The sequence below is a fragment of the Longitalea arenae genome, from assembly GCF_016924755.1.
In the GTDB taxonomy this organism is placed as follows: Bacteria; Bacteroidota; Bacteroidia; order Chitinophagales; family Chitinophagaceae; genus Niastella; species Niastella arenae.
On sequence record NZ_JAFFJX010000001.1, the window covers coordinates 1,120,139 to 1,144,225 of the forward strand.

At 47.2% G+C, this 24,087-nt stretch carries 15 protein-coding genes; 11 read left to right on the plus strand and 4 right to left on the minus strand.

Translation table 11 applies throughout. From position 1 onward, the window contains the following. Window positions 1-180 precede the first annotated feature (180 nt). Complete coding sequence (locus JT717_RS04670; protein ID WP_205509003.1) at window positions 181-1,188, minus strand: LacI family DNA-binding transcriptional regulator; 1,008 nt, start codon at window positions 1,186-1,188, stop codon at window positions 181-183. 177 nt (window positions 1,189-1,365) lie between these two features. Here JT717_RS04670 and JT717_RS04675 point away from each other — a divergent pair, with 177 nt between their 5' ends. The 7 genes from JT717_RS04675 (at window position 1,366) to JT717_RS04705 (ending at window position 13,464) form a co-directional block, all read left to right on the plus strand. Next, window positions 1,366-2,253 carry an inositol oxygenase family protein gene (locus JT717_RS04675; protein ID WP_205509004.1) on the plus strand — a complete coding sequence of 296 codons (888 nt, stop codon included), beginning with the start codon at window positions 1,366-1,368 and terminating at the stop codon, window positions 2,251-2,253. Window positions 2,254-2,486: 233 nt separating this feature from the next. Then, window positions 2,487-5,513, plus strand: coding sequence for a SusC/RagA family TonB-linked outer membrane protein (locus tag JT717_RS04680; protein ID WP_205509005.1), 3,027 nt, complete (start codon window positions 2,487-2,489; stop codon window positions 5,511-5,513). A gap of 22 nt (window positions 5,514-5,535) precedes the next feature. Then, window positions 5,536-7,185: a RagB/SusD family nutrient uptake outer membrane protein gene (locus JT717_RS04685; protein WP_205509006.1), complete on the plus strand. Its 1,650-nt coding sequence runs from the start codon at window positions 5,536-5,538 to the stop codon at window positions 7,183-7,185. A 306-nt stretch (window positions 7,186-7,491) separates the two neighbouring features. After that, window positions 7,492-9,753: a GH92 family glycosyl hydrolase gene (locus tag JT717_RS04690; RefSeq protein WP_205509007.1), complete on the plus strand. Its 2,262-nt coding sequence runs from the start codon at window positions 7,492-7,494 to the stop codon at window positions 9,751-9,753. 19 nt (window positions 9,754-9,772) lie between these two features. Beyond that, window positions 9,773-11,218: a glycoside hydrolase family 28 protein gene (locus tag JT717_RS04695; protein WP_205509008.1), complete on the plus strand. Its 1,446-nt coding sequence runs from the start codon at window positions 9,773-9,775 to the stop codon at window positions 11,216-11,218. Between the two features lie 301 nt (window positions 11,219-11,519). Then, window positions 11,520-12,161, plus strand: coding sequence for a hypothetical protein (locus JT717_RS04700; protein WP_205509009.1), 642 nt, complete (start codon window positions 11,520-11,522; stop codon window positions 12,159-12,161). A 349-nt stretch (window positions 12,162-12,510) separates the two neighbouring features. Next, window positions 12,511-13,464 carry a CvpA family protein gene (locus tag JT717_RS04705; RefSeq protein WP_205509010.1) on the plus strand — a complete coding sequence of 318 codons (954 nt, stop codon included), beginning with the start codon at window positions 12,511-12,513 and terminating at the stop codon, window positions 13,462-13,464. Window positions 13,465-13,558: 94 nt separating this feature from the next. Here JT717_RS04705 and JT717_RS04710 read toward each other — a convergent pair whose 3' ends face one another. Beyond that, window positions 13,559-13,726, minus strand: a complete 168-nt coding sequence (locus JT717_RS04710) for a hypothetical protein (RefSeq protein WP_205509011.1) — start codon at window positions 13,724-13,726, stop codon at window positions 13,559-13,561. A gap of 201 nt (window positions 13,727-13,927) precedes the next feature. Here JT717_RS04710 and proB point away from each other — a divergent pair, with 201 nt between their 5' ends. Next, the gene (gene proB / locus JT717_RS04715) at window positions 13,928-14,962 is read left to right on the plus strand and encodes a glutamate 5-kinase (protein ID WP_205509012.1); all 1,035 of its coding nucleotides are present in this window, start codon (window positions 13,928-13,930) and stop codon (window positions 14,960-14,962) included. Between the two features lie 11 nt (window positions 14,963-14,973). Next, window positions 14,974-16,215 (plus strand): glutamate-5-semialdehyde dehydrogenase, encoded by a 1,242-nt coding sequence (locus JT717_RS04720; protein WP_205509013.1) that lies wholly within the window; start codon window positions 14,974-14,976, stop codon window positions 16,213-16,215. 10 nt (window positions 16,216-16,225) lie between these two features. Here the strand turns inward: JT717_RS04720 and JT717_RS04725 are convergent, their stop codons facing one another. Beyond that, entirely contained in the window at window positions 16,226-16,378 is a 153-nt protein-coding gene (locus tag JT717_RS04725; RefSeq protein ID WP_205509014.1) for a hypothetical protein, read from the minus strand. A 54-nt stretch (window positions 16,379-16,432) separates the two neighbouring features. Here JT717_RS04725 and JT717_RS04730 point away from each other — a divergent pair, with 54 nt between their 5' ends. After that, window positions 16,433-20,554, plus strand: coding sequence for a hybrid sensor histidine kinase/response regulator transcription factor (locus tag JT717_RS04730; RefSeq protein WP_205509015.1), 4,122 nt, complete (start codon window positions 16,433-16,435; stop codon window positions 20,552-20,554). Window positions 20,555-20,741: 187 nt separating this feature from the next. Here JT717_RS04730 and JT717_RS04735 read toward each other — a convergent pair whose 3' ends face one another. Then, window positions 20,742-20,930, minus strand: a complete 189-nt coding sequence (locus JT717_RS04735) for a hypothetical protein (protein ID WP_205509016.1) — start codon at window positions 20,928-20,930, stop codon at window positions 20,742-20,744. Between the two features lie 250 nt (window positions 20,931-21,180). Between JT717_RS04735 and JT717_RS04740 the strand changes: the two genes are divergently transcribed. Beyond that, window positions 21,181-24,042, plus strand: a complete 2,862-nt coding sequence (locus JT717_RS04740; RefSeq protein ID WP_205509017.1) for a TIM-barrel domain-containing protein — start codon at window positions 21,181-21,183, stop codon at window positions 24,040-24,042. Window positions 24,043-24,087: the final 45 nt, after the last annotated feature.

Below are 24,087 nucleotides of genomic sequence, written 5' to 3' on the forward strand. Positions count from 1 at the left end.
CGGGTACCAGTTGCCAGGAATTCATAGCCCTGGGTTATATGTTTCAGGTTACAAGGCTTAATTGGTTTGTTGTAACGATTTAGTAGTGCATGGATAATTCGGAGACCTGAAATAACGGTCGCGGTAACTGGCAACCGGTGACCGGCATCCGTGTAACCTGCAACTTGTAACCTGTAGCTCTTACTTAGTTGACTCCCGTTCAATCAACAGAGAAGGTATAACCATACGCTCCTTGCTAAGATCAAAGGCACTCTTCTCGATTCCTTTAAAAAGCACAGTAGCCGCGGCTTTCCCGATCTCAAAGGCCGGTTGTGTAATGGTAGTGAGCGGGGGATTCAGGATCGGGGCGGTGTCAAGGGTAGCGAATGCAATTACTTTTACTTCATTGGGAATACGAATATTCAGTTCGTGGCAGGCCAGGTATACCGGGGTAACGATCTTTTCAACAGAGGCAATCAAACCGTCGGGCCGGTCAGCCGCTTGCAGTAATGATCTTACCTGGTCATACATGCCATCGTTATCGGTACAATAAACGATCTGCATGTCTTCTTCCCGTAAACCGGCCTGTTGAAGCGCTGCCTTATAACCTTCCATCCGGTTTTGGCAAATGGGCAGGCTTTGCGAAATGGAAAGGAATGCGGGCCGCCGGCAACCTTTTTGAAGCAGGTGATTGGCAGCCATCAGGCCACAGTCAAAATCGTTCGTAGTTACCCGCGCCGTTTTGATAGCTTCCTGTTCACGGTCGAAAAAAACAACGGGAATATTCTGGTTTTGTAATTTATTAATGTGTTCTGCAGTATTCGTTTCACTTGAGATAGAGATCAGCACGCCATCCACCCGGCCGCTTTGGCAATCTTCCAGAATGTTCTTTTCATTGGCGAACTTCTCATGGGAAAGATAGATAAGTACATGATATCCTTTCGATTCCGCTATCGATTGAATGCCATTAATAGCGAGGGAGAAAAAGTTATCGGCTACTTCGGGCAGTACCACTGCTATGGTCTTACTCTTCTTTCGGCGCAAACTGCTGGCATAAGGGTTGGGAATATAATTTAACTGCGTAGCCAGTTCCAATACCTTCTTTTTTGTCTCATCGCTGATCTCATAACTGTCGCGCAATGCCTTTGAAATGGTTGACACCGAAAGCTGCAACTGATCTGCTAAAACCTTTATGTTTACCTTGCTCATTGGGGATTTAAAGCCTTAATTGTTTGTATTACAGACTATTTCACACTGCAAAAAGCTGCATTTTTTCGCAACCGTTTTCGTAAATAAAGTTAATTGATGGCTAACAATCTTTAGCAAAAAATTAGAACTTAGTTTCGGAATCAAATACAAACCTGTTTTAATTTAAAAACGATTGCAATGGCAGCTCCTGGTAAATTCTCCGAGAAAGAAATCAATCCCCTGGGAAGTTTGGATGAGTGGGAAGATGATGTACTGCAACGCTATCCCGATCCCGAAACGATCGCAAAAGAAAAATCAAAAGACGAATATCGTAATTACGACGATCCTGCCCGGGATACGGTACGTGAGTTCTACCGGTTGAATCATACCTACCAGACCTATGCCTTTGTACAGGAAAAGAGGAAAGATTTTTTACAGTTCAACCGTAAGGAGATGTCGGTTTGGGATGCTTTTAATTTCCTGAACCAGCTGGTTGATGATTCTGATCCCGATACTGATCTCGACCAGTTCCAACACCTGCTACAGGCTTCTGAAGCGATACGCGCCGACGGTCATCCCGACTGGATGGTATTAACCGGTTTGATGCACGACATGGGTAAAGTACTTTGTTTGTTTGGTGAGCCCCAATGGGCTGTTGTTGGTGATACGTTCCCGGTTGGCTGCGCTTATTCAGATAAAGTGGTATATCCTGAATTTTTTAAATTAAATGCCGATTACACGGATCCTGTTTTCAGCACTAAATTAGGGGTATACGAGAAGAATTGCGGCTTGCGCAATGTGAGCATGTCATGGGGCCATGATGAATATGTGTACCAGATGCTGAAGGATTATCTGCCAGAGCCGGGTTTATACATGTTGCGGTATCACTCATTTTATGCCTGGCATCGCGAAGGTGCATATGACCACCTGTTAGACGATCACGATCGTGAAATGTTGAAATGGGTCAAGTTATTCAACCCTTATGACCTGTATTCGAAATGTCCCACACCACCAGATTGGAAACAGCTGCGGCCTTATTATGAAGATCTTGTGGCTAAATACCTGCCATCGACCATAAAATTTTAGCATATTCCCACCCGAAACTTTATCCATTCCTTATTTGAATAAAAGGAAAAGGCAACCTATGTGGTTACACATATAGCTTACAAACCAGCACGCATATTATTGATCAGCTTTATAAACACAACCTTCAGGTAGTTGTGTTTTTTTTAGAACTATGCACTTAAGTGTAGTGAGTACATTTAATTGTCTACTAAAATCAGAAGGAAGAATTAACACTTTAACCTAAAACGTTTGTTATGAGATTGCTTTGTCGGTCGCTCCCGAAAGGCGCGGGTATTCGCCTATTGCTGCTACTTTGTTTAACGCCACTCTTCATGCTGGCGCAATCCCAGGAAATTACCGGAACAGTAAAAGATTCAACAGGCCGCCCGTTGTCTATGATATCGGTTGCTGTGAAAGGAAAGAACATTGTTACGGTCACCAAGGCCAATGGAAGATTCAATATTCCTGCACAAACCGGTGAGACCCTGGTGTTCAGTGGGGTTTCGCTCGAGAATCAGGAAGTATTGGTTGGCAGCAGCCCGAATATCGATGTCACCATGGTTGCATCGGCCCTGGTAATGACGGATGTGGTGGTAGTTGGTTATGGTAAAGCGTCGCGCAAGTCCCTGACGAGCGCAATAACCACTATTAAACCCGATGAAATGAACAAGGGCGCCATAGCCGACGTAGGACAATTACTGCAAGGTAAGGTGCCCGGCCTCAATATCACGGCAAGCGGTGATCCCAACAGGCCTGCGGCAGTGGTATTGCGTGGCGCATCAACTATTAATAGTCCGGGTGGACCATTTTACGTAATTGATGGTGTGCCGGGAGCCGATATTGCCTTGATCGCTCCAGCTGATATCGCTTCTGTAGATGTATTGAAGGATGCAGCTGCTACCGCTATTTACGGTAACCGCGCATCCAACGGTGTTATCATTGTTACTACCAGAAGAGGAAAGAAAGGGCAGGCCCAGGTGTCGTATGATGGATTCGTGGGTATTGAGAAAGTATCCCGCCGCCTTGAAGTAATGGATGCCGGCCAGTTAAGGGAATTCCTTGCAAATAATAACCTCGCCTTTACACCACAGGATGATAAAGGCGCCGATACCGACTGGCAGAAAGCCATTCAACGCAACGAGGCAGTATCTACCAGCCACAATATTTATATTGGCGGTGGCGGTGAACACGGCACGTACAGCGCCAGTTTGAACTATTTCAGTAAGCCGGGTATTTTGCTGAACAGTAACCTGCAGCGCATCATTGCCCGCCTGTCTGTTGAACAGAGCGTATTGAATGATAAATTGAAACTTGGCTTCAATGTTACCAACTCAAGTAATGATGCGGATGATATTCCTTACCGCAATACAGTTTTGTTGCAATCGGCTACCTTTTTACCCGTGTCGCCCATTAAAAATGATGATGGCACTTATTTCGAGAACTTCACGAAATCAGGTTACTACAATCCCGTCGCTATGTTGAACCATAGCCAGTCGAACAACAAGTACAATAACCTGATGGCCAATTTCACGGCACAGGCAAAATTGCCTTTCGGCTTAACCTATGACCTGAACGTGGCTTATATCAATAATTCGAATGTTGCTGGTTCTTACCTCGACAAATACTTTACCACCAATTATAACGGGATGTATGACAATCCGGATCCTACCACCTATGGGCATGGACTGCAGGCTTTTGGCACAAACGGCCAGGCGTACCGGCAGTCTTACCGCAATACCAGTAAGATCCTGGAAACTTACTTTACCTGGGATAAGACTTTTGGAAAACATGTTATCAATGCGGTAGTGGGTTATTCATGGCAGGAAAATGAGAACGGCGATGGCTTCCAGGTAACAACATATAATTTCCCTGTTGATAATATCGGGTACCGCAATCTTGCCTTAAGCAATGCATATGCTTATTCTACGCGCATCGGTTTTGGCGGAACCGGGGTTTACCAGAAAACGCGTCTTATTTCTGATTTCGGCCGGTTGAAATACACTTTTAACGACAAATATATTTTGCAGGCATCTGTGAGAAGAGATGGTAGCTCGGTGTTTGGCGCTAATAATTACTGGGGTTACTTCCCCGCTGTGGCGCTTGCCTGGCGCCTCAGCGAAGAGGATTTCATGAGATCGCAGAACGTATTCAGCGATCTGAAGTTAAGAGCAAGTTATGGGATTACTGGTAACGCATTTGGATTTGGTGCTTATACCGCACAATTCCTGATGGGCGCCCAAGGTACATACTATTATAATGGCACCCAGGTAGCGGTATATGGACCGACAGTGGCCGCTAACCCCGATCTGCAATGGGAAGAAATTGCCACCACGAACCTGGGTGTCGATTTCACCCTCCTGAAAGGCAAACTGGGCGGTTCAATTGATGTGTATAAACGCAAGACGACCGACATGATCTTCAGCTACAGGGTTGATCCTATCCTTGTTCCCGTGGGCAGCATTTGGGCGAATGGCGGAAGCATCGAAAATAAAGGTATTGAAGTAGCGCTTACAGGTAATATCATCTCTAACAGCCAGTTCACGTGGACGAGCAACCTCAACCTGGCCCATAATAAAAATGAGATCACCAGCCTTAAAAACCCTTTATTCGCTGGTGGCGACTCTACCGCTGTGGGCTTCCCCGAGGGAGCAGGTCAATCGGGCAGCTCACTGCAATTGTTAAAAGAAGGATATCCGCTCGGACAGTTCTATTCACTGCAATATACAGGCAAAAACGACCAGGGGGTTTCACAATTCCTGGCCAGGGATGGAAAGACCTCTACGACCAGTCCTTTGCGTGGAACCGATTATCATTACATCGGTAATGCCCAGCCTAAACTGTTGCTCGGTTGGACTAACAACTTCCGGTATGGAAATTTAGATCTGAAAGTGGCTGTACGCGGCGTATTTGGCAACAAGATCTTTAATGCTACACGTGCCGACCTGTTCCGTCCAAATACCGCTCAATTCACCAACATTCTGGTGGATGCCGCCGGTGAATCAACTGCCGATTTCAATGCGTATCGATATTCTTCCCGCTTTGTGGAGAGTGGAAACTATGTGCGCTTAGACAATGCCACTTTGGGTTACAATCTTAAGAACATAGGCAATTATATCAAATCGCTCAGGTTATACGTAACCGGAAACAATTTGTTCGTAATTACAAAGTTCACCGGTGTAGATCCTGAAGTGAACCAGGGAGGTATTGCGCCAGGTATCGATTACAACAATTTCTATCCAAAAACACGTACGTTTTTATTTGGAGCAACTGTATCCTTTTAATTTAACCAGCAAAATGAGTATTATGAAAAAACGATTGATATATATAGCCGCTTCTTTGTTGGCTGCTGGCGTGGTGGTGTCGTGTCATAAAGTAACCGTGGAAGCGACCACAGAATTAACGCCCGATGTGTTCCCGCAGGACTCGCTTTCCTACATTTCCGCTTCAGGCCCTGCATATGTAGCCCTGAGAGGTAATGTGGCTGCGGAATATTTCTTTCAGCAAACCTACAGCACAGATGAAGGCATTATGCCTGCCAGAGGCGGTAACTGGTACGATGGTGGCCAGAATATGGAAATGCATTATCATACCTGGACCAAAGACAATGGTTACCTGAATGGTAACTGGTACTGGTTGTCTACCATCATCGGAGTGGTTAACCAGCAGTTGAACATCCTGGGTAGAACACAACCAGAGGGGGCAGCCAAGGACCAGAACCTGGCCGAACTGAAAATGGTGCGCGCGCTTGCCTACTTTTTTATGATGGACAACTACGGTAACGTACCCATTTATACCACCTATGGCGATTTTACCCCACGCGATAAATCGCCACGTGCTGAAGTATTCGCTTTTATCGAGAAGGAGATCAAAGACGCTATTCCTAACCTGAGTACAGCGGTGAATACCGCTACCTATGGCCGTTTTACCCAGTATGGCGCCTATGCCCTGTTGGCCAAAATGTATCTAAATGCAGAATATTATACAGGCACCAAAATGTATAACGAGTGTATCGCTGCCTGTGATAATATCATCAATTCAGGAAAATTCAGCATAGCCAGCATGGCCAACTATCTGAGAGCTTTTTATCCTTCCAATGGTCCAACCGCTGTGGGCAGCAAGGAAGAGTTCATTTTTGCCATCCCATACGACCCCACCTTCACGAACACATTCCCCTTCCGGTCTGCAAATTACCATGCCCGGTATGATGTGCCGCGTTCGATGGGGAAAGTGGCTCCGGGTGCAGGTTATAACTACTTTAATATCCCATATGTTCCCGGAGGTCCGGCAAGCACTTTGCCTGAATTCTATAGGCACTTTAATGATCCGAATGATATCCGTAACAAACAATGGCTCGCTGGCAAACAAACCTTGCCCGACGGTGTAACGCCCTTGACTATCACGACTACCAAAGCCGGTTACGATTCTAAGACCTTTGCCGGTGATAATACGCCGTATACCTTCCAACTGGAGCTTACACCGAATATCGTGCTGCGCCAAAGTACCGCCACATTCGATGTAGGCAACGATGAAGTAGGTTGGAACATGGGCTACCGCAACATTAAGTTTTATCCCGATGCCACTTCAGCTACCCGCGATCAGAACAATGATATTCCCATTTTCCGGTATTCAGATATCGTGTTGATGAAAGCGGAAGCGATACTCCGCGGCGGTGCTGTTACGTTGGGGCAAACGGCCTTGTCGCTGGCGAATAACCTGCGCGCTAACCGAACTATTTCCCCTGCCTGGAGTAATATTACGCTGGATAGTATTTACAATGAACGTAGCCGTGAGTTTGCCTGGGAAGCCTGGCACCGGAACGATATGATCCGGTTCGGTAAATACGAAGGTAAATGGGGATTCAAAACCAATGCCGAAGAATATCGAAGAATATTCCCTATCCCAACAAATGCTTTTGCAGTGAACCCGCAACTGACACAGAATCCAGGATACTGATAAAAAACTTGTTTTTAGGAAAGGCGATGACAAAGTGCCGGGTCTGCCCACCGGGGCCCGGCTTATTAAAAATTACCCGAGCGCTTTTAAAATCCAATAGCATCCGTTACCCTTTTCTTGCCAATAACTTTTTTTCATAATCATGTAGCAGTAAATACTGACCCTCCGGGCTTTCCAGCCTGGAGTTTTTTTTACTTTTCGTTTTTAAGTTATTCGAGTTATTAAGTAAATACAATCGCGAGGCTAAACTGAATAAGTGAATAACCGAAAAACTAACTTTAAATTCTGAACTATGAATATTTAATTATGAATTATAAACTCACCATATTACTCATAACCTGTTTACCATTAAGTATACGTAGCCAGGACCTGCTAAAATATGTGCAACCCTTATCCGGTACCGCCCCCTCAACCACTACCGCTGCCCAAAAGCACAGTGAAGCAGGTTCCGAAAAGAATGCCAATACCATTCCGGCTGTTGGGCTCCCATTCGGTATGACGCAATGGACACCCGAAACCCGCCCCGGCGAAACCAAATGTATTCCGCCCTATTTTTATAAAGACAGTGTACTCAGCGGCTTTCGAGCTACCCATTGGATCAGTGGTTCCTGTATGCAGGACTATGGCAGTATGACCATCATGCCCGTGACGGGCGCTTTACGCTTCTCCGGTTATGCCACGCCCTTCTCTCATGCCAGCGAGGTAACTACGCCGGCTTATTATAAAGTGCAGTTGCCTGCTTATCATTGTACCACAGAAATAACTGCCACAGCCCGATGCGGTATGATGCAGTTCACCCTGCAACAGGACGATAGCTTGTTCCTGCTCATCAAACCTAATAGCGACAGAATGGAGGGGGAAGTATATTTTAACGCCAAAACAGGGGAGGTCTGGGGTTTTAACCCGGTGCACCGCATTTACCAGGGCTGGGGCAATAGCGCCGGTTTCAGTGGTTATTTCCATATACAATTTGAAAAGCAACCTGTGCGCGGCGGTAAGTTCAGCGATGTGGCCATAACTGCCGGCAGCAACCGCAACAGCGCCGTGTTTGCCGGGTTCCAATTAAAAAAAGGTGAAAAACTCCGTGTGCGTATAGGCACTTCTTTCAGCAGCGCAACAGAAGCGAAAAGTAATCTGCAGGCCGAGATCAGCACCTGGGATTTTGGGGCCGTACTGGCAGCCGCCCGGTTAAGCTGGCGACAGGCCCTTGCCCAGATCCAGGTGCGGGGTAACAGTGAGAAAGACAAACGGATCTTTTATACCGCCATGTATCATGCGCTGCAGCATCCGCGGCTGTTCAGTGATGTTAGTGGCAGCTATCCGCCGTTTGGGGGTGGACTGCCCCTAAAAAAAATAAGCGATGGCCATTATTACGATGATTTTTCCATGTGGGATATCTACCGTGCCCAGCTGCCTTTATTACAGCTCCTGCAACCGGCCCGGGTAAACCAGTTTGTTACTTCCATGATCCTGAAAGGGCAGCAGGGTGGGTGGTTGCCCATTTTTCCCTGCTGGAACAGTTATACCGCTGCCATGATCGGCGATCATGTGACGGCATTTATTGCTTCCTGTTATACCAAGGGCATCCGGAATTATGATGCGGAAGCCGCTTATAAACTGATGCGGCAAAACGCATTCGATATTCCCAACAAAGAAGATTATGTAAATGGAAAAGGCCGCCGCGCCCTGTCATCGTATTTGCAATACGGTTATATTCCGATGGAAGACAGTGTGCCAGACGCATTTCACAAAAAGGAGCAAGTGAGCCGTACACTCGAATACGCCTATGATGATTATGCATTGGCCATGGTGGCTAAAGAATTGAATAAAACGGCCGATTTTAAGGAACTGCTTCAGCGTGCCGGCAACTACAAGAAGGTGTTTGATACCACCGTAGGCCTGGTGCGGGGAAAATACAGCGATGGCCGCTGGTATGAACCGTTTTATGCCGACAAGCGGGAACCCTATATCACCGAAGGCACACCGCGTCAATATAGTTTTTATGTTCCCCATGATGTGAACGGTTTGGCCGGTTTAATGGGCGGAAGCAAAGGGCTGGAAAATGCACTCGACACCCTGTTTGCAAAAAACGAATACTGGCATGGCAATGAACCGGGGCACCAGATTCCCTTCCTGTACAACTATACGGCCGCACCCTGGAAGACCCAGCGGGCAGTGCGCTTTATTCTGCAGGAAGAATACAGCGATGGCCCGGGCGGGCTGAGCGGCAATGACGATGCCGGTCAAATGAGCGCCTGGTATGTATTTGCTGCCATCGGTTTGTATCCGGTTGATCCTGTTTCGGGTGAGCATATCCTTTGTTCACCCATTTTCGATAAGGTTATTGTGCAATTGCCCAATAATAAAAAGCTGCAGATCCTTTGCCACAAGCGATCGGCTGGCGATAGTTATATCAGTCAAATTCGGCTGAATGGCCAACGCTATCAAAAGAATTTTATATCCTATGCCGACATCATGAAGGGTGGCGTGCTGGAGATCTATTTAGTACAATCGCCCACGAACTGGGGCGCTGATGTAAAGTCCCGTCCCGGTGCACTTCTAAAGTAAAAATCAACAAACGATGAACATGAAACTGTTTTTAATAAATGCCTTATTGTTTATCAGCGGCGAACTGGCTGCCCAGCGTATCTACAATGTAATGAGCTATGGCGCAAAAGGCGATGGCAAAACGAACGATGCGCCGGCCATTCAAAAAGCGATCGATGCCTGTTCGAAGGCCGGCGGCGGCCAGGTCCTGTTGCCAGGCCGGCATGTTTTCATGGCGAGTCCTTTTAACCTGAGATCTAATGTCGATCTGCACCTGGAAGCAGGGGCCAAACTGCTGGCCAATCCCGATGAAAAAGTGTACACCAAAAGCGCTTTCCGCCAGAATCCTGGTGAAGGCACGGTCTGGATCGGCGGAGAAAATATCGAGAATGTAACGCTCAGTGGAACGGGAGAAATTGACGGCAATGGCGTTTCTTTTATGGGTAAGGAATTGGATGACTCCTATGAATTGAAACCATTCAATGTACTCGATCCCCGGCCGCATGTGCTTACCATCGTGGGTGGAAAGAATATTCGCATCAAAGACCTTCGCATTGGGAATTCCGCCTACTGGACCATTCACCTGGCTGGTTGTAATGATGTGGTTATTTCAGGCATTACCTTATTAAATTCCCTGAAAGTGCGCAACAGCGACGGGATCGATGTTGATCATAGCAAAAATGTACGCATCAGCGATTGTTATATAGAGAGCGGTGATGACTGCATCTGTTTAAAGAACCGGCGCGAATATGAGGAATTCGGCCGCTGCGAAAATGTTACGGTGACCAATTGCACAATGACATCACGAAGTTGCGCCATCAAGATCGGGTCGGAAAATATGGATACCATCCGGCAGGTGGTTTTCAACAATTGCATCATTAAGAACAGCAACCGGGGCGTGGGCATTCAGAACCGCGATGAAGGCGTGGTGCACGATGTGATCTTTTCGAATATGATCATCGAAAGCCATTTATTTTCCGATGTATGGTGGGGAAAGGCAGAGCCGATTTATGTAACGGCCTACCGGCGGGCAAAGATCAATCACAAAGACGCCAACTGGCGTTTTCCCAAAGGCGCTACGGAAGGCAGGGTAGGCATGGTGTACAATATTTCTTTCAGCAATATCAAATGCATCAGTGAGAACGGCATTTATGTAAGCGGCGAATCGGCCGATAAAATTGCCAATGTGTATTTCGATGAAGTAGACGTGCAGCTCAATAAAACGACGCCGATCGCCGGCGGCGTCTACGACCGCCGCCCGGCCAATGTGGAAGGGTTCGTAAAAGGCCGTACTTCCGCCTTTTATTTCGACCAGGCGCAAAATATCCGGCTCCGCAATTGTTCCGTAAAATGGGGGCCGCACCGGCCCGGCTATTTTGCCCATGTGGCAGAAGCCCATGGCGTAGATAGTTTTTCGGTGTATAATCTCCAGGGACAGGCGGCTTTTCCTGATAAACTGGTTCCCGTAAAGGAGGAAAAACAGTGATCGTGTTCAGTTCCCGCTTACCGGTTACCAGTTCACCTGTTACAGGTTCCAGGATCCAGGTTGCAGTGAAATACCAATACCTTTGCCGCCGGTTTGCGAAAATCGCTCTGTCAGGCGCTGCTGTTGTCAGAGACAGGTAATTTCGAATGAATGACCTTGTAACCTGTAACCTCTACAGTGAACCGGGTAACCTGAAACCCTTTCCGCTTCCTTTGTTAACAATGTTTTAGCTTAAATTCCTGTCTTTCTCTTTATTTTCGCCGGGATCTATTGCTATTTGTCAACACAACAACACTATTCTATGCGATCCATTTTATGCCTGTGTCTGCTGGCCCTGCACCTGGGCGCGATGGCCCAGGATGAACCCCTGCCCGATCTTCGCAACAAGAGAGAAAGTTTTGCAAAATATCCCAAAGGCGAGATCCGCGACGATCTGGCCACCTTTACCATTGGCGGCATCGATGAACGTATTGGCAAAAAACCGCTCGAAAGGATACCTGCGACCGATTATAATATGCGGTCAATAACCTTTGAAGGTAATAATACAAAAGTGATCATTACCAGTGGTCCATTCGACGCTTCGAAACACAAGCTGACCTATTATGCTGAGAAGAAATACGTGGTCAAGATAGATGGTAAGCCCTATTATGGAGATTATGGCACCATACCAACAACAGGAATCGCTTCGGTTATAGTTATAGTTAATAACAAGGATACCGTGGCCCTTCCGCCTGCAGCGTATGCCGATCTTTACCATCCTGATTTCACCTATTCCGATGGAGGTACGATCAAAACACATAATGCAGTGTACCTGTCGGCGGATAAGCGCAAAATGTACATCTATATGGTGAACAGCGAAGCCATAGGTAAATACGAGGTGACCTGGATCTTGCAGGATAATAAATATGTAGGACGTGTTATAGATTCAGGGATCATGCGATAATCAGTTCTTTCAATACCGGTATACGAATGTACGTTGGTGCAAATGCAGGGCGGCTGTTGACTATTTATTAATAGGTATAAACAACACATTTTCAGCCTTGAAAAATATTTTTCAGCCCCAGACAATTTGCGAAGCACGAACACCGTTAGTATATCGGTTTTTCATAGGATATTGGATTTTTAACAGGCCTGGATTTCTATCCGGGCCTTCATTTTTTCAGCACGTCCTAGGCGCTGAAAAAGTGTAGAATTTTAGCAACATTACGACCTCCTGGTATGTAAATCTTACAAATGCCAGCCGGAAAATCCAGACGCTGCCGGTAGCATGGTTTTTTCAATACCAAGCAGGTATGAATTGGATTGATATATTGCTATTGATCATAGTAGCCTACGGTATATGGGATGGTTGGCAAAAAGGATTTATCCTCGAATTGCTCTATTTGCTGGGGCTTGTTGTCAGTATCGCCGCTACTTTTTTATTATATCCCTATCCTACTATTTTTATCAACAAATACTTTCCTTCGCTTGGCTCCTGGGCATTGCCCCTTTCCTTTATAGCTACTTATGTTGTTGTTCGGGTGTTAATAAATTTACTCACCAATAAAACTTTACATACCATTCCGGTGGAAGCACATGGCCGTTGGGATAATAAATTCCTGGGCATTTTACCCGGTGCGTTGAATGGTATTGCACATGCCGTGATCGTCGCCGCCCTTCTCCTGGCATTGCCCATCAGTAACAAGATCACTGATAAAACCCGGGAAAGCCGCTTTGTCGTTATGTTATCGGTTCCTGCCGAATGGATCGAAACAAAATTGTCGCTCGTATTTAATGAAGTCGAAAGAACCATGAACCGGTTGACGGTTAAACCCGGCTCCGATGAAACTGTCATTCTTCCTTTCACGGTAATTGCGCCACCGCCCAGGGCCGACCTGGAAACACTGATGTTAAGCTGGGTGAATGGCGAACGGATAAAAAGAGGCTTGAATATCGTAAAAGCCGATCCGGAATTAACGGCAGTTGCCCGTAAGCATTCGGTGGATATGTTTCAGCGCGGTTATTTTTCACATGTGTCGCCCGATGGCAAGGGCCCTTTCGACCGGATGCGCAATGATGGCGTTCGATTTACCAATGCAGGCGAGAATATTGCACTGGCACCCACACTCGATATAGCGCATAGTGGATTAATGAATTCCCCTGGGCACCGCGCCAATATCCTTCGGCCCGAATTTGGCCGTCTGGGTATCGGCATTGTAGATGGAGGCAAGTATGGATTGATGATCTCTCAGGAGTTCAGGAATTAGTTGCAGGTTCCGGGGTTTCAGGTTCCAGGGCAATAGCACTGCAACCGGCGATCTTCCCTGCAACTTGTAACATGTAACTGGTAACGATTCTTTTTTATCTTCTGCGAAACAATTTACTGACGATCCAGAATATTACCGCAATCACCACGACTACCATTATAATTCCCCACCACATGCCTACTTTGAAGATGGTTTCTATGGCCGCACAACTACCATAAAATACGGTCATCAGCAACAGAACTAAGCCATAATACTTTTTCATATTTCCTGTTTTATATTACTATCTAAAATGACATGCCCGTCATAGTGTATTGATTGTCATAGCATTTGATCTATTTCTATGTAGAATTAATTACTCGATTGCGCTGAGTCTGACTGCCCTCGGCCTGCTTCATAAACCATAGATGACTGTGAACGATGAACTTTGAACTGGAAACTTGGAACGGGGAACTTAATTTTGCGCATGCAAAAACCGGTTTTAGTTATTAAGCTTGGCACTGCGGTCATCACCAACGAGGAGGGCGTCATCAGCCATACCATTATTAAAAAGGTAGCGGCTGAGATTGCTGCATTATTTGCAACGCACCGGGTGGTGCTGGTGTCGAGTGGGGCGGTAGGCAGCGGCAAAGTATATATTAAACACTATAAAGGCAGCATTACAGAACGCAAAGCGGCCGCAGCAGTAGGCAACCCGCTGCTGATCCAGTTATACCAAAAGCATTTTGCGAAGTATGATATTCCTGTAGCGCAGGCTTTGTGCGAACGGCACCATTTCAGCAACCGGTTCCAGTTTGTTCAATTAAAAGAAACCTTTGAAGCATTCTGGCATAACGGCATTTTGCCCATTGTGAATGAAAATGACCTGGTAAGTAATGTAGAGTTGAAATTCTCCGACAACGATGAGCTGGCGACCCTGATAGCAGTAGGTTTTGATGCGGAGACACTCATCATTTGTACCTCGGTAGGCGGATTTATGGATGATTCCGGCAACATCATGCCGCGCGTAGAAAAGATCGACAGCCGGGTGATGGGATTTGTACAAAGCGGCAAAAGCAGTCTGGGCCTCGGGGGCATGACCTCCAAACTCACTTTTACGCGGCTGGCAACATCCCTGGGTATCAAGGTCATCATCTGCGGGTTGAATAGAAAAGAACCTTTTTCAGAAGCCCTCGCCCATAAGAGCGGAACTACTTTTATGCCCCAGCCTTCGAACTTGAAAGCCCGCCAGAAATGGCTGGCCAGCGGTTCCATTACCCTGGGTACGCTTTCGGTTGACAAAGGCGCTGCCAAAGCATTGCTGCAACGCCGCAGTTTATTAACAGTGGGCGTAACGCATGTACAGGGAAAATTTGCAGCGGGCGAAGTTGTACAAATAAAAGACGAAGACGAAAACATCCTGGGCGTTGCCAAAGTAAAGCTCGATGCCAATGCCATCCGCGATGGCATTTCGCAGCGGAATGTACTGGCAGCCCATGCTGATGATATTGTAATTTTTTAAAAGAAGGCCTGATGAACACCATACAACCATTGATAGTAAAGACCTGGAAAGCCGCCATCAACCTGCGGCAGGCGAGCGATAAACAATTGAAAGCAGTGCTGCTCCAGCTCGCCGATGAGCTGGAAAAGAACAGCAATGCTATCTTGAAAGCGAATCAGCTCGATGTGGAAAAGCAGGATCCTGCGAATCCGAAAGTCGACCGTTTGTTATTGAACAAACAACGCATCGCCGGTATTGCCAACGCCATCAGGAAGATCAGCAAATTGCCTAACCCTTCTGGCAAAACGCTGGAAAAACGCCGCCTTGATAATGGTTTACTGCTTCAAAAAATCGCCGTGCCCCTGGGCGTGGTTGGTGCTATTTATGAATCAAGGCCGAATGTAACTTTCGATATAGCTGCCCTTTGTTTGCGCAGCCAGAACGGCTGTGTGCTGAAAGGCAGCAGCGAGGCAGATAATACCAACCAGGCAGCCATAAAACTGATAAAGAAAGTATTGAAGGCCAACGGTATTGACCCTGACTGTGTAACGCTGCTGCCTGCAGACCGGGAAACCGTACAGGAATTGTTCACAGCCACCAAATATGTAGATGTACTGATCCCGCGTGGTTCCGATTCCCTGATCCAGTTTGTAAGGAAGAACAGCCTGGTGCCGGTGATTGAAACAGGCGCCGGTGTTTGCCACGTATATGTGGAAAAAGAAGCCGCCATTAAAAAAGCGGTGAACATAGTAGTGAACGCGAAAGTATCGCGGCCATCCGTATGTAATTCGGTAGATACGGTATTGGTTGATGAACAGGTAGCGCCTCTTTTCCTGAAGCAGTTGCAACCCCTGTTCAATGAGCACCAGGTAGAAGTATTTGCCGATGCCAAAGCCTATAAATTATTGAAAGGATATCCACATTTACAAAAAGCTGCTCCGGAAGACTTTGACCGCGAATTCCTTAGTTTGAAATGCGCCATCAAAGTGGTAAAGAATATCGACGAAGCCCTTGAGCATATCCGTGAACATTCTACCAAACATTCTGAAGCCATTGTGTCGAACAACAAAAAACATTGCGCACGTTTCTTACAGGAAGTAGATGCGGCTGCCGTATACACCAATGCTTCTACCCGTTTTACCGATGGAGAAGAAATGGGCCTGGGCGCTGAAATAGGCATCTCCACACAAAAACTACATGCGCGCGGTCCTTTTGCCCTGGAGAAATTGGTCACGGAAAAATGGCTGTTACAGGGAAATGGGCAAATAAGGTAAAACCAAACCCCTAAGGGAGCGCATAGCCCCCGGTTCCTGGTTGCCTGTTATAGGGTTTCAATGGCCGTAAGAGTAAGCGGTAATTGGAGACCGGTAACTGGTGACCGGTAACCGGTAACCGGTAACTGGTAACCGGTAACCGGTTTTTTGCGTATATTGTCATCGCAACAATTACTCAGTACTTATTAGTGATTTTGATTTTGACTGCGATTGCCTTATGCTTAACCGGATACTGATATTAACGATCACCTGCTTATTGAACCTCCTTGCTGTAATTGCACAACCGGTGCAATATCCTTTTTCACATCTCGATATTTCCAACGGATTATCCCATAACCAGGTCACTTCCATTCTCAAAGATGCGAGGGGATTTATGTGGTTTGGCACTGCATCGGGCCTGAACCGCTATGATGGGTATACATTCAAGGTGTTTCGCCACAAAGAGAACGACTCCACTTCCCTCAATGACGATCTTATTGTAAAGATCCAGGAAGGGCCACATAATACCTTCTGGATCGATACCCGCAACGGACAATGCATTTTTGATCCGGTTTCAGAAAAGGTCATCGCCGGCGCCACCGCATATTGCCGCCGGTTAGGGATACCGGCTGAGCCCGTTACTGCCATTGTAAAAGACAAACAGGGATCTTATTGGTTTGCGCAGAACGGTCAGGGTATCACCCGGTATGATCCCGTTGCACATACGGTGAAACGGTTCCAACGCCAGCCGTTTACCGGGGCGGCGCATGATGTCACCGGTATGGCCGTTGACAATGCCGGGATGGTATGGGTCATTTATACCGACGGATGGCTGGAAGCTTATAATGCGGCCTCCGGCAAAATCGTCTTCAGCAGAGGCGGGATCTTTAAAAATTCGGAGGCCAAACAGTACCGCTTGTTTGCCGATGCGGCCAATGACTTATGGATCTATACCCAGGTATATCCACAGGGCGTCTGGTGTTATACTCCCCGCACCAATAAGCTGCTGCATTATGACCGCGATACCAAACCCACGCGATTAAACAATAACCTGGTAACCGGTATTCATCAGGATAATAACGGGTTGGTCTGGATCATCACCGATCATGGCGGGGTAAACCTCCTGAACAAAGAAACAGGGACCATAAGCTATCTCAGTAATAAACCCGAAGACCGAAAGAGCATCAGCCAGAACAGCATCAATGCCATTTACCGCGATAACACGGGCATCATCTGGTTAGGCACTTATAAAAAAGGAATTAACTATTACCATGAGAACATCATTAAGTTTCCCGTATACCGGCATTTACTGACCGATGCACGCAGTCTGCCATTCGACGATGTGAACCGTTTTGTGGAAGATGATAAAGGCAACCTTTGGATCGGCACCAATGGCGGTGGATTGATCTATTACGACAGAAGCGCCGGAAGCTACCGTACTTTTAAATATGACCCAAACAATGCCAACAGCGTTTGCAGTGATGTGATCGTCAGCTTATGCATTGACCATAATAAGAAACTATGGATCGGTTCCTATTATGGCGGTCTCGATTGTTACGATGGGGAACGGTTCATTCATTATAAACATGATCCCAATGATGCTACCAGTATTTCAGATAACAGCATCTGGGAGATCTACGAAGATGCCCAACAGCAACTGTGGGTAGGCACATTAAGTGGTGGATTGAACCGCTACCTGCCAGACATAAACGGGTTCCAGGCTTACCGCGAGGCGCCGGCTTCGCTGAACTCCAATTACATCGCCGCGCTGACGGAAGACCTGCAGGGAAACCTTTGGATCGGTACCGAGTCAGGCATTAATGTATTGAACAGAACAACCGGAAAATTTACCTATTACACGCACGATCCAAAGAACCCGCGCAGTCTGAGTAATAACAGTGTAACCGCTTTGCTGCGCGACAGCCGCGGCAATATATGGGCGGCTACGCGTAATGGATTGAATCTGTTCGACCGAACCGCGAATGCCTTCCGCCATTTTACGCAAGCAGATGGGCTGGCTGAAAATAATATCCTTACCCTGCTTGAAGATAATGCACATACACTTTGGCTGGGAACCACCAATGGCCTCTCCCGGGCCTGGATGCAAAAAGACGCAGCAGGCGTACTGCAGATCCAGTTCCGGAATTACGATGAGCGGGATGGGTTGCAGGGCCGCGAGTTCAACGAAAATGCAGCCCTTAAAACAAAACGTGGTGAAGTGATCTTCGGTGGCGCCAATGGATTCAATCTCATTAATCCGGAATCAATCGCTCATAATACCGTAGTGCCCGAGGTAGTGCTCACCGATCTGCGGGTATTTGATAAAAGCCCCCAACCCGGTGAACTGTTCAATGACCGCGTGCTCCTGGCAACGAATGTTTCGGCCGTAAAGGAAATAACGCTGAAATACCATGAGAATATCTTTTCGCTGGAATTTGCAGCGCTTAATTATTCCAATCCCGAAAAGAATCAATATGCCTATAAACTCGAAGGATTCAATGATGACTGGTTAATGACTGATGGCGCACACCGTACCATCACCTATACCAACCTTGACCCGGGCAAATACATATTCCGTGTAAAAGCCAGTAATGGCGATGGTATCTGGAATGAGAAGGGAACGGCATTGGCCATTACGATACTGCCGCCGTTCTGGAAAACGGTTCCGGCATTTATCATCTATGCCGTGCTGGTAGCCGCTATTTTATTTGCAGCCCGCCGGCTCACTATTCAACGAGCGCATATGCGTTTTCAACTGGCGCAGCAAAAGAAAGAAGCAGAACGTATTCATCAGCTCGACCTGCTGAAATTGAAATTCTTTACCAACGTCAGTCATGAGTTCAGAACCCCCTTGTCACTGATCCTGGCGCCGGTAGAAAAAATGCTGAAACAAAACCAGGAGACGGAACAAAAGAAACAATACCAGTTGATATACCGCAACGCCCGCCGCCTGCTGGCCCTCGTAAATCAACTGCTCGATTTCAGGAAGCTCGAAATGCAGGAACTGCGTTTATATCCTTCCGTGGGTGATATTGTTTCATTTGTAAAAGAGATCTCGCTCTCGTTTTCCGATATGGCCAGTTCCCGGCATATTCAATTCAGTTTTTCAACCGGTATCGATGCACTACAGATCTCCTTCGATCCTGATAAAGTAGAGCGTATCCTGTTCAATCTCTTGTCCAATGCATTCAAATTCACTCCCGAGTTCGGGACCATACAGGTGATCGTGGGCATGCAAAACGACAGTAACGACAAACTGAAGTCAAATTATGTTTCCATAAAAGTGAAGGACAGCGGTATTGGTATTCCGCCCGAGGATCAGGAAAAGATCTTTGAGCGATTTTTTCAGCACGATGTCCCGGGCAGTATTTTAAACCAGGGCAGCGGCATTGGCCTCGCCATTTCCAAAGAATTTGTACGCCTGCACCAGGGCAGCATTACGGTAGAAAGCGAACCGGGCAAGGGTACCTGCTTTACGGTGCTGCTACCCGTAAGCGCTCCTGTTAATGAGCCGGTAACCGCCGCAACTGAAGAATTGCTGGCAGCAGCAGTGACAGAAGAACCGCTTGATCAAAGCAGCAGATCTTCGCGCAAAAAACCGGTTATCCTCATCGTTGATGACAATGAGGACATCCGGTTTTACCTCAAGGACAACTTGCGCCGGAATTACATTGTGCTGGAAGCCGTGAACGGGGCAGAAGGGTGGGCGATCACCAAAAAACATCAGCCCGACCTGGTGGTCAGCGACGTTATGATGCCGGTGATGGATGGACTCGAATTGTGCCGCACCATCAAACACGATAAGCAAACCTCACATATTGCAGTTATCTTATTGACCGCCCGTTCCGCAGCCGAACCCAAACTGGAAGCATTCCAGGCGGGCGCCAATGATTATGTGACCAAGCCCTTTAGTGTTGAAATGTTGCAGTCGCGCATCCGGAACCTGCTGGCCCAGCAGGAAGCCATGCGAAAGTTGTTCCAGAAGCAGGTGGAAGTAAATCCCTCCGAGATCAGTATCACGTCGGTGGATGAACAGTTCATCCGCCAGTCGATCGAGACCGTTGAAAAGAATATTTCAAACCCCGAGTTTTCGGTAGAAGACCTGAGCCGGGCTCTGCACATGAGCCGCGTAGCGCTTTATAAAAAATTACTGGCCCTCACGGGAAAGTCGCCCCTTGATTTTATCAAGACCATTCGTTTAAAGCGGGCCGCGCAATTGCTGGAGAAAAGCCAGTTATCTGTTGCAGAGATCGCTTATGAAGTGGGCTTTAACAATCCCAAATATTTCGCCCGCACCTTCAAGAAAGAGTTTGGCCTGCTGCCATCTGAGTATGCTGTGCAGAAATCCAAAATCAGATAAAGGAACAGCCTCCAGCCAGGAGAATAAGTGGTCAGTTATGGCTTCCCGGTTTGCAGATGGGTGGTCCACACATGTTTGAGTTTAAAACGCTCCCACGCAATCGGCATCTGGCGATTTGCCGCAATGCTGTCCATCGGTTCCCCCTTCGGGGTGATTAGGGCGCCCTTTCAGAAACTGCCCGGGGAGTTTAGTGTTTCTTCTTTTGATGTCCCGGTGCATAGTTTCTGGCCGATTTATCACCATGGATCTTCTTCGCATGCCCGGGCGGCATCTTGTGCACGTGGGTGGATTTTTTATGCACCACTACCGTCTTGCGACTACAAGCTGATCCGATCATCACGATCATTACTGCCAGTACCAAAAATTTGACCTTCATTCTTCGCGTATTATATTCTGGGAAATAAGTATATAAAAAACAATTATAGTGTTAATTCTTCTAATATGCAAGCCCAGTTTCCATTATACCATTATTATATTATCACAACATGTGCCCGCGCTGCGGGATTGTCAAATTAACATTTGTATCCCCATTTAAAAACATTTGACACCCGTTCCCGGCTGGCTATCCAATTAATTTTGAGCATACTATAAAATATCGTTTTGCCATATCTCAAAAATTGGATTTCATGAAGCTGCCGATCAAAACATTGCTTGTTGGTTTTTTTGCGCTTGTGCTTGTTGGATCAATTGTAATAATATCCGCCCAAAAACCTGCCCCCCGTGGTTTTACCAAACTTGAAGACGGGGTCATCGTCAAAGTGGAAAAGCCTTATGCTGGTGGAGCCGGAAATGTAAAGCTGCAGGTAGTGAACGATCAGATCATTCATGTAAGCGCCGCCGCCGGCGATACATTTTCTGCCACGGCCAGTTTAATGGCCGATCCAAAAAAGCGGAACCCCGCCTGGAAACTGGAAGAAAAAGGAGACGAACTGATCCTGCAAACAGCTGTGCTCAGGGCCATCGTTTCGCGGTCAAGCGGCAACGTACGCTTTACTGATCTGAAGGGGCAGGTGATCCTGAAAGAAGTGCCCACGGCCGGAAGATCCTTCGTAAAACAAAAAGCCGGCGACAAAGCTACCTATTCCATTTCCCAGTCTTTTGAATCGCCGGAAGGCGAAGCCTGGTATGGGCTCGGCCAGCACCAGCAGGGCCTGTTCAATTACCGTGGCACGCAGGTGTCGTTGCTGCAACAGAATTCGGAAGTGGCCATCCCGTTTATGGTATCCAACCGCAATTACGGACTGCTTTGGGATAACTACTCCATTTCCCGTTTTGGTGATTGCCGTCCGTTCGAACCCTTGCATACCTTATCATTGACTGGTGCAGATGGCTCCTCCGGCGCCTTAACGGCTACCTATTATTCCGGCAAAAACGCCGATAGTGTGTTTTTGCGGCGGAACGAAAGGGAGATCGATTATGAATTTATTCAATCCCTGTCAAAACTGCCGGCCGGTTTTCCCCTGCAGAATGGCCGGGTAGTATGGGAAGGAAGCGTTACCTCATCTTTTACCGGCCAGCACAGCTTTTTGTTTTCCTCGGGTGGTTATTTAAAATACTGGCTCGATGGGAAATTGCTGGTGGATAAATGGCGCCAATGCTGGAACCCCATTACCACCCTCGTACAGGCAAAGCTTGAAAAAGCAAAGAAATACCCGGTTAAGATAGAATGGATCCCTGATGGCGGCGAATCGTACCTGGCCATGAAATGGCTGAGCCCCATTCCCGACAGCAACCGCAATACATTTTCTTTTTGGTCAGAAGCTGGGGATAATATCGACTATTATTTCGTTTATGGCAGTAATATGGATGAGATCATTGCCGGTTACCGCGAATTGACCGGCCGAGCCACCCTGCTGCCCAATTGGGCCATGGGTTTCTGGCAAAGCCGTGAGCGGTATAAGACCCAGGAAGAATTATTATCGGTAGTTAAGGAGTTTCGCCAAAGAAAGATCCCGCTCGACAATATTGTACTCGACTGGTTCTATTGGAAACCAGATCAGTGGGGCAGTCATGAATTTGATGCCAGCCGTTTTCCGAATGCGGAGAACATGATCAAAGACCTGCATGAAAAATACAATACGCATTTCATGATCTCCGTGTGGCCCAAGTTTTATACCGGTACGCAGCACTATGACCTCTTCAATGAAAAAGGCTGGTTGTATAAACAGAATGTATTGAACAATCAAAAAGACTGGGTAGGGTATGTGTCTACCTTCTATGATGCGTATAATCCGCAGGCGCGGGAACTGTTCTGGAAACTGATGAATGAGAAATTGTATTCCAAAGGCGTTGATGCATGGTGGATGGATGCTACCGAGCCTGATGTTTTATCAAATACCAATATTGAAGAGAGAAAAAAACTCATAACGCCGGCGGTACCGGGTTCTTCCACCAGCTACTTCAACAGCTATGCCCTCGAAAATGCCAAAGGCGTATATGAAGGACAGCGGCGGACAAACGCATTGGACCGCGTATTTATTCTCACCCGTTCGGCATATGCCGGCATGCAACGATATGCTGCGGTTACCTGGAGCGGTGATATTGGCGCCCGCTGGAACGACCTGCAAAACCAGGTGGCGGCCGGGATCAATTTCTCCCTTTCCGGTTTACCCTACTGGACCTCTGACATCGGTGGTTTTTCCGTAGAAAAAAGATTTGAAAATGCTACCGGCGCAAACCTCGATGAATGGCGCGAACTGATGACCCGCTGGTACCAGTTTGGTGCTTTTTGTCCTATCTTCCGCGTGCACGGACAATTCCCCTACCGCGAAATCTTGCACGTAGCCCCCGCTGATCACCCTGCTTACAAAAGCATGTTGTATTATAACCAGCTGCGCTACCGCCTCATGCCTTATATCTATACCTTGGCCGCACAAACCTACCATAATAATTATACGATCATGCGGCCACTGGTGATGGATTTTCCGAATGACAAAGCGGTATTGAATATTGGTGATCAGTATATGTTTGGTCCATCCCTGTTGGTGAACCCGGTATATACCTACAAAGCGCGCAACCGTACGCTGCACCTGCCTGCGAATACCGGCTGGTACGATTTCTATACCGGCGTTTACCAGGCGGGCGGACAAAAAATAAATGCCGCGGCTGCTTATGAACGTATGCCGCTCTATGTGAGAGAAGGAAGTATTGTTCCAATGGGCCCCGATCTGCAATATACCGGTGAAAAGCCTGCAGACCCCGTCACGCTCTATGTTTATACCGGCAAAGACGCCGCCTTTACCCTGTATGAAGATGAAGGCACCAATTATAATTATGAAAAAGGCGCTTTTGCCAATATACCCATTAGCTGGAACGAAGCCAATAAAACATTGACCATTGGCAAACGGAGCGGTTCCTTCCCCGGCATGTTGAACAACCGCACATTTAATATCATGTGGGTATCAAAAACGAAAGCTCTTACCCAAAACAACAAGCCGGCTGCCACTATCCGCTACCAGGGAGAATCGGTTTCGGTAACTATGAAATAAAAAGATCCATGGGCCGGCCTGATTGCATCGGGAGGCCTATTTATT